Origin of the sequence: Gilliamella sp. wkB292 (assembly GCF_001690235.1) — a bacterium.
GTDB lineage: Bacteria > Pseudomonadota > Gammaproteobacteria > Enterobacterales > Orbaceae > Gilliamella > Gilliamella apicola_F.
Window position 1 is genome coordinate 1 of record NZ_LZGO01000008.1, and the last position, 14,332, is coordinate 14,332.

At 30.5% G+C, this 14,332-nt stretch carries 15 protein-coding genes; 11 read left to right on the forward strand and 4 right to left on the reverse strand.

Annotated elements, in window-relative coordinates:
• The first annotated feature begins 397 nt into the window (after positions 1-397).
• The 7 genes from A9G09_RS00240 to A9G09_RS00270 all read left to right on the forward strand — a co-directional run bounded on the left by A9G09_RS00240 (position 398) and on the right by A9G09_RS00270 (position 6,709).
• Positions 398-772, forward strand: a complete 375-nt coding sequence (locus A9G09_RS00240; protein ID WP_065632919.1) for a hypothetical protein — start codon at positions 398-400, stop codon at positions 770-772.
• A 246-nt stretch (positions 773-1,018) separates the two neighbouring features.
• Positions 1,019-2,035, forward strand: coding sequence for a hypothetical protein (locus tag A9G09_RS00245; RefSeq protein WP_065632920.1), 1,017 nt, complete (start codon positions 1,019-1,021; stop codon positions 2,033-2,035).
• A gap of 190 nt (positions 2,036-2,225) precedes the next feature.
• Positions 2,226-2,651, forward strand: a complete 426-nt coding sequence (locus A9G09_RS00250; RefSeq protein WP_065632921.1) for an NTF2 fold immunity protein — start codon at positions 2,226-2,228, stop codon at positions 2,649-2,651.
• A gap of 507 nt (positions 2,652-3,158) precedes the next feature.
• Positions 3,159-3,512: a hypothetical protein gene (locus A9G09_RS00255; protein ID WP_065632922.1), complete on the forward strand. Its 354-nt coding sequence runs from the start codon at positions 3,159-3,161 to the stop codon at positions 3,510-3,512.
• A 1,125-nt stretch (positions 3,513-4,637) separates the two neighbouring features.
• Positions 4,638-5,024, forward strand: a complete 387-nt coding sequence (locus tag A9G09_RS00260; RefSeq protein WP_065632923.1) for a hypothetical protein — start codon at positions 4,638-4,640, stop codon at positions 5,022-5,024.
• 298 nt (positions 5,025-5,322) lie between these two features.
• Complete coding sequence (locus tag A9G09_RS00265) at positions 5,323-5,619, forward strand: hypothetical protein (RefSeq protein ID WP_141671485.1); 297 nt, start codon at positions 5,323-5,325, stop codon at positions 5,617-5,619.
• Between the two features lie 184 nt (positions 5,620-5,803).
• Positions 5,804-6,709, forward strand: coding sequence for a LysR family transcriptional regulator (locus A9G09_RS00270; RefSeq protein WP_065632925.1), 906 nt, complete (start codon positions 5,804-5,806; stop codon positions 6,707-6,709).
• Between the two features lie 344 nt (positions 6,710-7,053).
• On the opposite strand, the gene A9G09_RS00275 is transcribed toward A9G09_RS00270, so the two are convergent.
• Positions 7,054-7,854, reverse strand: a complete 801-nt coding sequence (locus A9G09_RS00275; protein WP_065632926.1) for a PQQ-binding-like beta-propeller repeat protein — start codon at positions 7,852-7,854, stop codon at positions 7,054-7,056.
• Between the two features lie 22 nt (positions 7,855-7,876).
• Positions 7,877-9,112, reverse strand: a complete 1,236-nt coding sequence (locus tag A9G09_RS00280) for an MFS transporter (RefSeq protein ID WP_065632927.1) — start codon at positions 9,110-9,112, stop codon at positions 7,877-7,879.
• 800 nt (positions 9,113-9,912) lie between these two features.
• Here A9G09_RS00280 and A9G09_RS00285 point away from each other — a divergent pair.
• Positions 9,913-10,353, forward strand: coding sequence for a putative T6SS immunity periplasmic lipoprotein (locus tag A9G09_RS00285; protein ID WP_065632928.1), 441 nt, complete (start codon positions 9,913-9,915; stop codon positions 10,351-10,353).
• 268 nt (positions 10,354-10,621) lie between these two features.
• On the opposite strand, the gene A9G09_RS00290 is transcribed toward A9G09_RS00285, so the two are convergent.
• On the reverse strand, positions 10,622-11,521 hold the full coding sequence (locus tag A9G09_RS00290; RefSeq protein ID WP_065632929.1) for a LysR family transcriptional regulator: 900 nt from the start codon (positions 11,519-11,521) through the stop codon (positions 10,622-10,624).
• Positions 11,522-11,647: 126 nt separating this feature from the next.
• On the opposite strand from A9G09_RS00290, the gene A9G09_RS00295 reads away from it, so the two are divergent.
• The 3 genes from A9G09_RS00295 to A9G09_RS00305 all read left to right on the forward strand — a co-directional run bounded on the left by A9G09_RS00295 (position 11,648) and on the right by A9G09_RS00305 (position 13,672).
• Positions 11,648-12,340: an HAD family phosphatase gene (locus tag A9G09_RS00295; RefSeq protein ID WP_065632930.1), complete on the forward strand. Its 693-nt coding sequence runs from the start codon at positions 11,648-11,650 to the stop codon at positions 12,338-12,340.
• A gap of 272 nt (positions 12,341-12,612) precedes the next feature.
• The gene (locus A9G09_RS00300; RefSeq protein WP_065632931.1) at positions 12,613-13,053 is read left to right on the forward strand and encodes a hypothetical protein; all 441 of its coding nucleotides are present in this window, start codon (positions 12,613-12,615) and stop codon (positions 13,051-13,053) included.
• A gap of 412 nt (positions 13,054-13,465) precedes the next feature.
• Positions 13,466-13,672, forward strand: a complete 207-nt coding sequence (locus tag A9G09_RS00305; protein WP_065632932.1) for a hypothetical protein — start codon at positions 13,466-13,468, stop codon at positions 13,670-13,672.
• Positions 13,673-13,677: 5 nt separating this feature from the next.
• Here the strand turns inward: A9G09_RS00305 and A9G09_RS00310 are convergent, their stop codons facing one another.
• Positions 13,678-13,887, reverse strand: coding sequence for a hypothetical protein (locus tag A9G09_RS00310; RefSeq protein WP_065632933.1), 210 nt, complete (start codon positions 13,885-13,887; stop codon positions 13,678-13,680).
• Between the last annotated feature and the right edge of the window lie 445 nt (positions 13,888-14,332).

Sequence of the window (14,332 nt, forward strand, 5' to 3'; positions counted from 1 at the left end):
AACCCTATGATATAAATTTGCAGTTTAACCAGGTCTTTTATTATGTACTTGTGTTACCCGATCTCATTGAGAATTCGAAATTTTGTCATGATATACACAGTATGTTTATTAAGATTCTTCATGAGAAAAATGACAACATTAGGTAAATATCTACTTTCAAAGTTGTTATTGTTGAAATTGCATTAATCTAAAACAAGATATTTTATGAAATATCAGGGGACGCTATTCGATAGAGATGCATTAAACATACTTCATCTGAATGGTTTAAAACAATAGTCACCAAAGCTTTTTTTACAAGCTTTAAAAAAAGGCTATAAATATTTTGATGATATGCTAACTTTAATACTAACAATTTTGTTTTTGAATTATACCCTATTCGTTGAATGGAGAATTTTAGATGGAAAAAAGAGTTATTGAAATGTTGAATATTCTTGAGCAAGAGATGAATATTAAATTTCCGAATTTGTATGTGAAATATTTATCCGAAGAGGTTCAAGATAAAGATCCATATGAATTAATCAATGAAAGGGAAGAGTACATATACATCTATAATATAAATAATATTAAAGAGAGAAATAGTACCTATAATATACAAGACGTTGAGCCTAATTATTTTTTAATCGGTCAAGATGGTGATATAGGCTATTTTGTATCTGTAAAAAAAGATAATGAATCTAATTTTATATATAGTTTGGATTTGGGGGCGTTAGGCTGCCTTGAAATGGATAAAGAAGCAACTGATATTTATCACTTAGGAAAATATGTTAAATGATGTATCTGAAAACACTATTCAAAATCAATTGCTTCGTTTTCTTATACCATTAAGCGGATGATAGCTAAATATAAAATAGTGGATTGATTGAAGCAATAACTCGGTATATTGCTTTGAATATAGGCTCATAAATAATAAAAAAGAAAAATGCCAAAAGTGGTCCTAATTTTTGCGAAATATAATCGTAAAGCTAAACTAACATAATATTATTCACTGTAGCGTATCAAAAGTGGGAGGAAGAAAATAATGAATAAAACAGATCCTATTTTATATGATTTGCCCATGTTGATAGCTAAAAATAAAACAAATCTTTGGCAAGAGCATAGCACTAAAACTTCAACAGCTTTAATGCGTTTTTTAAAAAAACATGATTTATTGATTGGTGTTGAGCCGTTTGATGAACAAGGAAAATTAAAAACTGATACGATAATTAAAAAGTCAAACTTGACGCCTGATGGCTTAGAATTATTTAAAACAGTTGTAAATAGTTGGTTAAAATATATAGACAGGAGTAGTGCTGCTAATAAATATCAAAACTTCAATCGACTTGAAAATGGTTTAACCGAAATTAGAGATTTTATAAAAGCAAGGGATGAAAAAGATTATACTTTACATAATTTACCAATGTTGCTTACTAGAAATAAAAACAAATGGTGGCTAGATAGTGTTATGCAAAGCTCATCAGCTTTATTTGGTTTTTTAAAAAAACATGAATTGTTAATCGATGTTGAACAGTTTGATGAAAAAGGAAATTTAAAAACCGATACGGTTCTTAAAAAATCAAACCTTACACCAGAAGGTCAGGAGTTATTTGATATTGCTGTTGATGGATGGTTTGATTATTTAGCTAGAAGTACTGTTCCTACCAAATATCAAAATGTTAGTCGGCTAGAAAAAGGTTTGGCAAAGATTAGAGAAAATAAAAACAAAGAAGTCGATTTTACCGTATACGATGTTGCTGCATCACTGGCTACTAATAAAATCAATCAGTTACCTGAGCCTATCATACAGTCTTCAATTGCTTTATTGGCTTTTTTAAAACAACATCAATTATTGATCGGTGTTGAACCATTTGATAAAAAAGGAAATTTGAAGACTGATACGGTGATTAAAAAGTCAAACCTGACGCCAGATGGCTTAGAATTATTTAAAACAGCAGTAGATGATTGGTTAGCGTCAGTAGACAAAACAACTGCTGCTAATAAATATCAAAACGTTAGTCGTCTTGAACAAGCTTTAGCACAAATTAGAGAAAGTGATTAAGTTAATTCGTATTGAATTGAAGCGTTGTTTCTGATTCTTGTTGATTCATTTTTAGACGTTTATCGAGAAATGAATTAGCATTGGGTTATTGTTGTTAAATAACCTGCCATAAAATAGATCGCCTTAGGATCAATCATTCAAAGTTTAAAGAAATGGAAAGAAAATATATATTTGTTAGTTAAGGAATAATATGGAAAAAAATGTACAGCAGGCTGTATCAGTGTTAAAAAATTTCATTACGGATATGAATAAGTGGGAAGGATATTGTGAACCACTTTGCGAGCTAATCGAAAATGATGAGGATGACGAGCCTTTAAAAGATAAGATGAGAAGTGAGTTAAATACTATATTCAATCAGTATTGTACTATTAAAGAAAGAAAGTACGGTCGCCAAGTTTCATTAGACTGTGGATATCCACCAGAGTATTCACCGGATGAAGAAATACTAAAAACTGAACAACTATCAGAAAACAAACTACTCATTTATACGCAACAACATACAGAATTTAAAAGTCAGTTTCGTTATTCCTTAATATATACTCATAAACAATGGCGAATTGATAAAAAAGAAATATTTAATAAGTCTGATAATAAATGGGAAAAATTTTCATTATAAAAAGGGATAATGTCTTGTAACGTCGCTTTAACTTGATAATTGTCGTTATTCGATTGCTAAGCTGTATGTCTGAAATTATAGATATCAATACCAGCCAATATAAGCTCAATAAACGAAATGGATTTGTTTCATTTGATGAATTGTTATCTCTATTTACAATTTGATACTTTAAATAAAAGATAAAAGCTTATAGCATATTATAAAATGAACTCGGTCGTCTTTATTACATAACAGAATAAAGACAATGAAATGGCATTTACACTTAAAATTATATTGAATAATTTTGCCTACTTTTCGATTGATGCTTATAGCATTATGCCAATGTAGCAATAAGACTTAAATTTTTAACTTACTTAAATATAAGCTATTAAATTTAATTAAATCAATGTAATGCAAAGTATCGTTGAATAACATACTGTTAAATTAAATGTTATATTGTTAACACCATATAATGTTATAATTTAATAAGTTCCAATTAATTTAAAGAAGTTATGACAAAGTAAAAAAATGATAACTAAAGCGATACCAATCAAATACGGCATTATTTATGCTCGAAACGCATTAATTTTAAAAAAGGTTAACTTGGATTGCTACCCGTTTACATTGATTGTTGAAACGTCATTATCGCTAGCTAATTGTCAGCCCGAAGTGTTGAACGTGCCTGATGTATGGGTAAAATTTATTTTTACTGATATTGATAACTTATCTATTTCTCAATTAGATAATTATCCTAATCAAAGATATTTAACCTCAAGTTTTGATCTTGTTGAACAAGTTCATCACAAAGGTAAAAAACGCATAATACTCAGCACGTACGATCATATTTTTGATGTTGTTGGTCGTTATCGTATTGAATACTAAGCATAATCAAACGTAGCGTATTGATTAAAAATAATGAGTGCTATAATATAGCTCGTTACTTAGTGTTAAAAATATTGCAATTAGCTCGTATTCTTACTTGAACAAATGGGCTTTGGGTTCTAATCAAAATGCACTAATATAAGAGAAAGTAACACAATCCTACATCCAAATAAAACGTAAAACAGTTAATGTCAAAATATATTGGTTACCCACTTAACAAGGTGGTAAAAATACTGCTACTAAATATACTATATTATCCAACGACTGAACCTCTTCAACACCATCATTAATCCCCCATAACTTGGTCATTTTCGATAAGAATTGATAATAATAGTCGAATTAATGATTATGAAATAATAGGTTAGTGAGAAGCGTAATTTTGAATAGATAATGTACCTGATCATTAATTTACAAAAGGTTTAAAGTCAATATTTTTGAAGAATCAAAACTTATTGCTGTTATGGGGGTCGATTAGTCTATTATTAATAGAAAAAAGTAACTCGTTAGTTCGAATTAACCTATAACCATCAATATGTTACATAAAGAAATTTTCAAATTTTTTCGCGGTTGATTGTATATATTACTAGGTATTGATTATTAATATTATTTTTTTCGGTTAATAAGCTATCGACGATATATTCTGTATTACTCATGCATCAGTTTTATACTAATTGCAAACTTTATCCAATAACACACTCATCTTACTCTTGGAAAATTGAATTATATTGAAAATGAATGTAATCGAAATTAATTTAGTGGTTTTCTAACAAAGATGATATGCGTCAAAATGTAAAGTCATTGTTGAAAAAGTGTAAAGTTTATATTAATATATTGAAAACTATATATAGAATATATGGTTATTAAATAAAAATTATTGATAAGAGTAATTATTTCTAAGCCTTAAGATGATACTACAAATATAATAAATTAGCTCACAGCTATATAGGTATGTAAATCAAAGTTAAAGGTTAAAATAATAAAAAATTAATATAACATGCGCTTATATCAAATGGTTAACATACTTAGACAGTATAAATTCTATAAAGAATAAAATATTCATATGTAGCGCGATTATCAATTAATGGATTAAAAGTTATTTTTTTACAAAACAGATTCGGAGTTACAATGAAAAAACTAATTAGTATATTTTTATCATTATTTGTAGTTGGGTGTGCAAGTAATATAGATCCAATGATTGAACAAAAAGCAAAAGAGCCATTATACTGCGATGGAGCTGAACAATGTTCTCTATATTGGAAAAGAGCGGAATATTGGGTTTCTACAAACTCTAGATGGAAACTTGAAACAGTAACAGATGTGACTATTAGAACAGCTAATCCATTAGCGAATGATCCTTACTTAGCATTTCAGGTTTCTAAAAAACCTATTACTTCTGATAAATATCAAATCTTGATCGCCGCCTATTGTGATAATATGTTTGGATGTGTACCAAATAAATATGGAGCTATGGCTGCATTTAAACAATATGTTAAAACAGGTGCAGATAACTAATTTAATTAAATCCCCGTTTAATCATAATCATCCTAAAACCTTCATTGCGAAGGTTTTATTGTATTTGCTGAAATTTTTCTTTAAAAAAATTAAATGATTTTAAAATCTAGATAATTGAACACTGAATCAATCATTTATAAAAGTAAGATCACCTTCAATAATGTTTTATTCTTTTAGAAAAGTATTATCCATACATGCATTTAGCACTTAAATATGTAAGTCACAACTATTCACGGTTTGTGTGTCGGGTCTTCAGTGATGAAAATTCAATCCATTCTTGATGAACCACAATATCCAGTTGCAAAACTTAATTAAAAAATCCAAAATTTACTGTTATCTATATGGCAATATCAACATTTATTCAGCTAATGATGTTGTCGAAGTAATCAATATTGATTTTCACGGTAATCAAAAGCATCCCGTAATATTGGGAAAACCCGACAATTGGCGACTTGCAAAATGGTTATCATGGGCTGAAAGTAACGCTTGGCAAGTTGAACAGGGGGATCAACTGGTTAATTTATCTACCAATAATTTGACCATTCAATTATTTCTAAGTGGCAAGTTAGCGTTAGTTTCACTCTACTCATCTTAAATTAGTTTGTAAATTGTAAATAGAGTAAAATCATCCCAACTTTAGAATATTTACTATAAACTTTTAACTAATCTTACTATATGTTTAAAACTTAGAAAAGTCATGAATTTATTGGTAAATTAGTGTGATAAAATACATTGAGTACCACATCGATTTAATCATCAATTGCGAAGTAATTTAAAATATGGATATTTATAATAAAAAACTACCAACAATCAGGCAATTGCAATATTTTATTGCGATTTGTGAAATGCATAGTTTTCGTGCTGCAGCAGATAAACTGGGTGTAAGTCAACCACCACTATCTGTGCAAATAAAAGAACTAGAAGATAAACTGCAAGTGAGCTTATTTTTAAGAAATTCCCACAACATGGTATTAACTAAGGAAGGTGAAAAATTTAAAAGCCAAGCACTGGAGGTATTAAACAGTTTATGTCAATCAGTGGATAAAATTAAATCTTGTCAAGGCAATAAAGTTATGTTAGGTATGACGAAAACTTTGTGTTTTGATTTTATTCCTTTTTTCAAAAAGTTTTTAACAAATTTTAATGATAGCATACAACTTTATCAACATGACTACACGTCTAAAGAGCTATTATTAGAACTCCAAAAAGGCAATTTGGATTTTGCTGTTGTATCTGATTTTGCTTCAAGAAACCAACAAGAAAATTCGATGTTAATTTATCAGGAGCCACTTATTTTGGTTCTTCCAGAAAGTCATCCTTGTAGCCAACAAGATTATGTTGATCTAAATGATGTCACTGATTTACCTTTATTTTGGTTTAAAGCTCATTTAAATAAGACTTTTTATGCACAGTGCGAGTCTGTATTTAAAACCTTAAATCATCCATTGATTCGCCGAGCTGAACGACCAGACACGCTTTCTATGTTATTGGATATTGCACTAGGTAAAGGTATGATGCTATTACCTCAGTCGATGACACAGGCCAAAATTGATGGGGTAGTGTATAAAAAACTGATTAGTACCCAAACCAGTAAATTATATATCGACATTTATCTTGTTTGGCGCAATAATTTACATGCAAACTTGATTTATGAGCAAATTATCAATTATTTCAAATTGTTATAAGTTGTTACTTAAGGCATATTTGACTAATTGTGATGTAAAGATAGTGACGATAGCTTTACAAAGTGGTTTGATTAAAGGAACGCATGATTAAACATTGTATTGAAAGGTAATGTCGTTTTTACTCTAGACCAGCTCGATAACCCTTAAGCGTTTAAAAATGGCATTGCGGTAGATTGTATACAGTTGATGTTATCGTATTGAAAAATTAGAAAGATTTTTACATATTAATGATATTGTAGCTAAAAGTTCGGACCTAATTTTGTTTTAAAAGGTCCGAAATGACATTTATTGAAATGATACCATTAAAAATTTTACCTTTGCCTATAATTGATTAAGCGTGTTTTTTATGGATTGATGTCAGTTAATTGATAAACCGATTCATCACCCCAAGTACCGATATACAGTTGGTTTTTGTACAAACTTAATGCAACAGCACCAGACAATGATGTAACTAATGTAGTGGTATTTTTGCTATTAACATCAACTTTACGAACAGCCCCAGCACCATTATCAATGACGGCAACTTCGCTAGGTGAAAGGCTTACTATACCTACACCTGGTTGGTTAAATGCACTACCCAATTCTATTTGTTTTCCATTAGTTTCGATTAAAGTTAAGCGCCCACTATATTGTGACACAACTAAGCGATTGTCAGCTAATTGTGTTACACCGACAGGTAATGATAATCCTTTTGCAACAACCTTTTTTTGCTTTGTCGTCAAATCTAAAGCGACAACTTCGCCAGAAGCGCGATTAGTTATCAACAATTCACCTGTATTAGAAAATGCAATTCCAGTTGGCGTATGATAGTCAGTCGATATCTTTTCTACTTTGCCATCTTGGGTGATTTGTAGAATATAATTGCCACTATAAGATGAAACATAGATATTATCTTGTTTATCAATAACTATCCCAGCAGGAGAGGATATGTTGTTATAAATAGTGTTACGTTTACCTTCCGTTGTGATTTTTTCTATTGAACTTCCCGACCAGTTTGTCACATACATCGAACCTTGGCTATCAAAGGCAATAGCGGTTGGAGCACTAAAAGATTTTGCGATAAGATTCAATTTTGCCATAGCTAATTCCCCATATAAAATAAAACAGATAAATAGAGCAATTTGAAAAAATACTTTTTTGATCATTGTTTTTCCTCGTGAAGTGATATTATTGCGATATATGTTCGCCTATAGTTTGAGTATTGCTTTGTTTAATTTTGATTAATTTAATACCAAGTAAAGCTAAAGCAACATTAAGTATGGTTAACATTAAGATATCAATAATTAAATTAAACCAATTTAATTGTTGATAAATGCTTCCCAATAAATAAGTTCCTAAACTGCCACCAATAAGGCATGCAAGTAAGTATAAAGACGATACAGCGCCTCGTAAGTTGAGTGGTACAATTTGATTGAGCATAGCCATGACAATCGGTTGAATTCCAAACACAAACATAAATAGACAAAAAATACCTAAGCTAATCATCAATAAGTTGGTACCAAAACCAATGATAATAATTGAAGCACTTACGCATAAAAGTAATAAAATGAGTAAATTGTTTTTATTGATAATTTGTGCCAATTTTCCCGTAATGATCGAACCAATAATTGCGCTGATTCCTGCAAAATTTAACCAACCAAGTTCTGTTGAGGTTAAATAAAATGGTGAACCTTTCAAATAAAAAGTGAGTAATGAAGATAACCCTAAATAAACAAAAAACAGCAAAAATCCAACTAATAAGAAAATAATGACAGTTCGATTAAACAGCAGTTTTGATGCGTTTTGATAGGTTTCAATGATACTGATTTTAGGCGTATTGTTTAAAGTTGGTTTGATGGCTGATGGAATAAAAATAGTGACAATTAAAATCAGGCAAGCATAAACCCCAAAAGCAACTTTCCACGAGTAGATATCAGTTAACATGGCCGCTAAACTGCGGCTGAATATCATTCCTACAATTGAAGCTGAAATTAACATTCCCATTGCTTGAGATAATTTTGCGTTGTCTGTATTTTTAGCGGTGTAAGCAAACAAAGCAGCAGGTACTGAGGCGGCAAAAAAGCCAATTAATGACATGACAATAAGATATAGGTTAAATGACGTTACTATATTGGCAATGCACAAGCAAAGTACTGTGCCAAGACTGCCAAATGTCACTAACAGACGTGTTGATAGTTTATCTGATAATGGCCCATAAATAAAAAAGGCTAATGCATAAAAAAAACATGATAAGCTAAAAACTAATCTCGCATCTAAAATCTCAATGTTAAAGTTTATTGATATCTCCTGAAAAATAAGTTGAGTGATATAAACTGAACCAACCAAAAGCATAATGAGAAGTGCGGATATAATAATGCTCATTTTATTTGATAATCGTTGAGTGGATGTCATCCTTGAATTCATACGGCTAAGTTCCTTATTAAACAATATCAGTGATTGTTATGTACTGTCGGTATATGGCAAGAGTCAAACATCTAAGCCTTAGATTAACTATCACTGTTTTCGGCAATAGCATAGGGTAACAAGTGTATAACATGGAAATACTTATTTTGTGATAGTGAAAAACTATCAGAGTTGAAAAGTCAGTTTAAAATGTGTTGCTTAAGCTATTTTTATAAATATTAATATATAACAATTAGTTAGGTATAAAACTTAGTTTAATCGTATAAAATCAAACAGACTAATTGAATGATGTCTTTAAATAAAAGGGATAAGCGAAGTTGACCATTTTATGCAAGTATTGATGATTAAAAGTGATTCGTAGTTAATTGAATAAAAAAGTGTAAATTTTCATCTGGATAAGTGCCTTGTAAAATTACAAAAAATGATGATTGTGCTATTTAAATGGTAATTGAACATGTATTTATGAACAGTAAAGTAATTAAATTACTTGCTTTATGCTCAATCTCTATTTTTTATTCCCCATTTATTCTAAAAAAGTGCTTTAAAAAAGTTTAGTTAGCTCTTGAATACTATCAATCTAAAATAAAAGGGGTATTCATATCATTTTTAAAATTAATTATTGTTCGCTTTTTAAGCATGAAGCATAGATAGTTTAATTTCAAGATGAATGACATATTTAACTTTATGGCATTGACAAAATTGTTATACATTGATTTTTGAATAGCCGATTGATTAACAAATAAGGTTATTGGATAATGTGGCGACGAAATAACCGTGTCTGCCCTATAAGGAATAACAAAATGAAATCGAATCTAATCCGTCCGTTATTTTTTATTACTATTGTTTTGTTATTAACCGGTTGTTTTTTCTGTACTTATAAAGTTAACACGGCTGATGTTAGATTAGATCAAAATCAAAAAGTTTGCATCAGCATACCAAAAGAAAAAGCGCGTTCAACTGATGTGTTTAATATTTCATCTAGCAGTATTTTTATAACGCATATTGGTTATATATGGGAACAGGAAGATCATAGTTCAATTTATCAAGCTAAAGCTGGTGAATGTTTACGCTTTGATTATCCTTTTCAAGTCGATGTGGATTATTCAATTGATTTTGTTTCAACCAACCTCAAAAATAAAGAGGACAAACCATGGATTGCTAGTTTTCGGTTAAAAAAGAAAGCTGATGGCAATCTGAAAATATTATGGCCAAATGATCCTGATGAAATTAAGACAGAATAAATTCAGTCAATATTTAATTTTTTAAAGGGGTTTATATAAAACTTGTACATTTAATAAATACTGAATGTTGATATACCTATTTTTTAAATGAATGATTAGCTATCAGACAAAAGCAGATAAATTGTGCATATCATTGTTTGCTCTTCATTTATTCAGTAATGATCCTAACTAACAAGCTAATACCTAGTGATCAGTATCCCCATTAATATAATTTGACCTAAATGATTGCTGAGTTTGAGTCGTGCTTTGGTGGGTATAAAATACAAACCTAATAATGGTTAGCTTGCATTTTACCGCCATTTTTATTCACTACATCAATAAAGATATCTCGAAAATCACACATTATTTCGGCATTCCAGACCATTGCTATGTCCCAATGTACTGTTTTCTGTTTAGGAATGATGAGCTTTACGTTCCTTGGCAAAAATTGCTTCATACTCTGCGGCATAAAGGCAATCGCATTGCCTCCAGCAACTAACGCTAATAGCGTTGTCAAATCACCATTTATTAATATTTTATTAGGTTGAAGTTGGTTTTGTATCAAAAATTGTTCGGTTTGTTCTGCCAGACATGGAAAGCAATCTTTATCGAGTTGATATAAAGGATAATGCTTTAATATTGCCGATAAGTTATGCCAATCGATAGGGCTACAAGAGGGGATGGCCAGGGCAAGTTTTTCATGGGCAATGAGCTGTGAACTTAGTTGATTGGTAAAAGGCATCCGTAAAAATCCGATTTGTAGAGATCCCTCTAATAGCATATTAATTTGAACACTTGAAGGAAGCTGATTGAGCGTAACTTGGCAATCGGGCCTTTGTTTGACAAATTGATCAACCCATAATGGTATTTTTTGATAGGTAGATAAACTAAACCCAATTGATAAGGTTTGTTGATACTTTTTATTTATCTGTTTGGCATAAGTAAGAAAATTGTCATGTGATTGTAAAATGGACTTTGCTTGAGCATAGAGTTGACCACCAAAAGTGGTCGTGGTTGCACCATGACGACCTCGCAAAAAAAGTTGACCGCCAGTTAAAGATTCTAACGCTTGTATTTGTTTGGATAAAGCCGGCTGGGTAATAAATAACGCTTTTGCTGTCAAACCGTAATTACCGGTTTCAACAAGTTTTACAAAAGCACGCAATAATCTTAAATCTATTCCTTGCATTTATTGAATCCTAAAAAATTGGAATTATACAGAGTCTAAAATCAAATCTATGATAGGAATTATTTTGTCAGGATAACAGATATTGGTTGTTTTGACTTGTGTAACATGAAAGATAAGGAAAAAATTATGAGTGAATCACTTACTAAAATTACTGCAGTGTTGTTTGATATGGATGGGGTATTGATTGATTCGAGTGAGGTAATTGAACGAGCGTGGCGTGAAGCTGCACACATGTATGGTCGAACCTTTAGCGAAACAGAGATGGTTCGACATATTCATGGTCAACCTGGTCGACATACGATTGCCGCTCTATTTGGGGACTTGCCTATTACTGATCAACAAAAAGTACAGGCACATATTATTTATGTTGAAAACACTGCTATTTACAAACCAATTGCTGGCGTTGCTAAGTTCATTACTGCTTTACATAAAGCCGGTGTGAAAGTCGCCATTGTTACGAGTGGTTGGCTAGAAAAAGTCAATTCGGTCATTAGTTTATTGGAAGTTAAAGAGTGTATTTCGGTCATTATTGATCGTGACAGCGTCACTCGAGGTAAACCTTATCCAGACCCTTATCTAAAGGCTATCAAGCATCTTAATATTGCAGCAAAACAGGCAATGGTCTTTGAAGATTCAACCAGTGGCGTTAAATCTGCTGTGGCAGCAGGAACATATTGTGTTGGAATTGGTAATGATTCGCTATTAACTGTGGGGGCAAAATTTACGATTGACGATTTTTCGCTTATAGAGGTGATTACTCAGCCTAATGGACGCGCAATTATTGATTTTGGTAATGCGCATCGAATATTAGTTGAATAGAATAATAACCTTGAATAAGTTTGCTAAACTTGAGTAGACGATGGATCAAATTGCCAAGTCGACGGTTGATATCTTTATTAGAATAGACCAATTTTCATTAATTGATTATCCTAAGCAGGTTCGCATTTTTACTTTATATTCTTCTATTTTTGATTTTTTTATTTGTTTTTTTTGTTTTATTTTTAGTTAAAAGAATTTTGTTCGTCTTTTTAATTGATCCTAATTGTTAAATCACCTACTATTGATACTCAATTTATAGGTAATGGAATGATATGAATAAAAATATAATTATTGGACTGGCGTGTTTAGTCATGTTTGGATGCAGTGAAAATAAAGTGACCGAGCAGATGCTTGTTGGTAGTTGGTCTTGTGTTTCGAATTTGACGTCAGCTAAATGGCGTAATGGGGTTTTTGAGGATTATGGCGAAGTTAAAACCGAAAAGGGTAATATTAATTATCTGTTAGAAGGTGGCCAACTTTTATGGAAAACAGAAACAGATTCACACCCCTTTGATTTAAAAACTTTTTATGATAAACCTAAGCAGCTAAAAATAGCTCATGGCGGAATAAGAACTGTTCATAAAAGTATTGAGTATTATTCACAGAATAAATTTAAAATGGTTAATGTCTTTGAAACTATTTATCCAGAAGATAGTCTAAACAATCATAGAGAAAGAATTGAGTTTGAATGCTTACGTCGTTTTAATATATAAGTTGTATTAGGATTGAAATGATCTTTTATTTTTAATAATCCAGTTTGGTGATTTTTTATCAGCTAAAATTGCTTAATAATTTCGTTAATTAAAGGTTGTTAAAAAATCAATTGATAAAGGTAGACTTCAGGTAAACGTATCTTTGAGCAAACTAATTCCAATTTTACTATTAAAATTGTTGCAATTTAATTAATCCAAGAATTTTATCGTGAATGAATAACGCTTGTAAATCAAATTAATTTTATTATTTTTAATAGATTACATTTTTATATTACTATTTTGCTTTTGATATCCAATCGAATGGAACAAAATAAAGTTAATACCAAGCTTGATTTTTTATTGAAACCGCGTTTATATAGTAGTGATAAGTAATGTGCTTATCGCAAACATAACCTTACTGGAGAAGCTTATTATGGTACAAAAATTTGCTGCATACGGTAGTGATGTTTCAGCTGGCACTTATAAGTGTGCCGACTGTGGTTATATTTATTCAAACCAAAGTAAGAAATCTTTACCACCTTGCCCTGATTATAATAAAAAGCCGCATAGCAAAAATGGTTGGTATGTGTTGTCAGGTCAAGGTGATTCTGTGAAAGATCCTCATCCAAATAAAAAATAATTGTTTTACGTTTCATCAAAAGGTAACCAATTTGTGTTACCTTTTTGATTGTTTGCTTGCTCGTTTAATATTTGTTGTTTTAATGGCTCAAGCAAATCACGAAACCAAAACAGCGCAATGTCTTTATCCCGTTCCCTTAAATTCAGATTTTCAGTAATAACTCTTGAAAGTAATTCAGCCCGTTCAATTGTTTTTATTTTTTCTAACTCATCCATTATTTATTACCCTTTTACTGCATTTCTATACAGTTAATAATAATTACCTTTCCGACCAACTGTTAGTTGATAATATTATTGATTAATCAGAATGTTATCAATTTTTCTGGTTATTTAACAAAATGTCATTTTAGCTAACATTAACGATACATTTGGATCGGTTTTACTAATGTTGTTTTAAAAATCACTTTCAGAACAGACCTTTAAAAAAACCATTGTTTGGCTTTTAACCTAGACTAATCTGCATTTACACTATACCGTTAATTTTTTATTTTTGCTATCCCGATAAATTCAAAAAAGTCGGTGTTTGGTTAAAATAAATGTGTGAAAAGATCATTTAATTTTATCAAAGTTATATATCTTTTAATTAGTTATAATACTAACGGTTTCCATTTATTTTTTATTAAACATTTTTCTTACAAAAAATAAAGTTAGTTTAATTTGC

Coding starts and splice junctions, on each gene's coding strand:
- A9G09_RS00240 (WP_065632919.1), top strand. CDS start 398: ATGGAAAAAAGAGTTATTGAAATGTTGAATATTCTTGAGCAAGAGATG.
- A9G09_RS00245 (WP_065632920.1), top strand. CDS start 1,019: ATGAATAAAACAGATCCTATTTTATATGATTTGCCCATGTTGATAGCT.
- A9G09_RS00250 (WP_065632921.1), top strand. CDS start 2,226: ATGGAAAAAAATGTACAGCAGGCTGTATCAGTGTTAAAAAATTTCATT.
- A9G09_RS00255 (WP_065632922.1), top strand. CDS start 3,159: ATGATAACTAAAGCGATACCAATCAAATACGGCATTATTTATGCTCGA.
- A9G09_RS00260 (WP_065632923.1), top strand. CDS start 4,638: ATGAAAAAACTAATTAGTATATTTTTATCATTATTTGTAGTTGGGTGT.
- A9G09_RS00270 (WP_065632925.1), top strand. CDS start 5,804: ATGGATATTTATAATAAAAAACTACCAACAATCAGGCAATTGCAATAT.
- A9G09_RS00275 (WP_065632926.1), bottom strand. CDS start 7,854: ATGATCAAAAAAGTATTTTTTCAAATTGCTCTATTTATCTGTTTTATT.
- A9G09_RS00280 (WP_065632927.1), bottom strand. CDS start 9,112: ATGAATTCAAGGATGACATCCACTCAACGATTATCAAATAAAATGAGC.
- A9G09_RS00285 (WP_065632928.1), top strand. CDS start 9,913: ATGAAATCGAATCTAATCCGTCCGTTATTTTTTATTACTATTGTTTTG.
- A9G09_RS00290 (WP_065632929.1), bottom strand. CDS start 11,521: ATGCAAGGAATAGATTTAAGATTATTGCGTGCTTTTGTAAAACTTGTT.
- A9G09_RS00295 (WP_065632930.1), top strand. CDS start 11,648: ATGAGTGAATCACTTACTAAAATTACTGCAGTGTTGTTTGATATGGAT.
- A9G09_RS00300 (WP_065632931.1), top strand. CDS start 12,613: ATGAATAAAAATATAATTATTGGACTGGCGTGTTTAGTCATGTTTGGA.
- A9G09_RS00305 (WP_065632932.1), top strand. CDS start 13,466: ATGGTACAAAAATTTGCTGCATACGGTAGTGATGTTTCAGCTGGCACT.
- A9G09_RS00310 (WP_065632933.1), bottom strand. CDS start 13,887: ATGGATGAGTTAGAAAAAATAAAAACAATTGAACGGGCTGAATTACTT.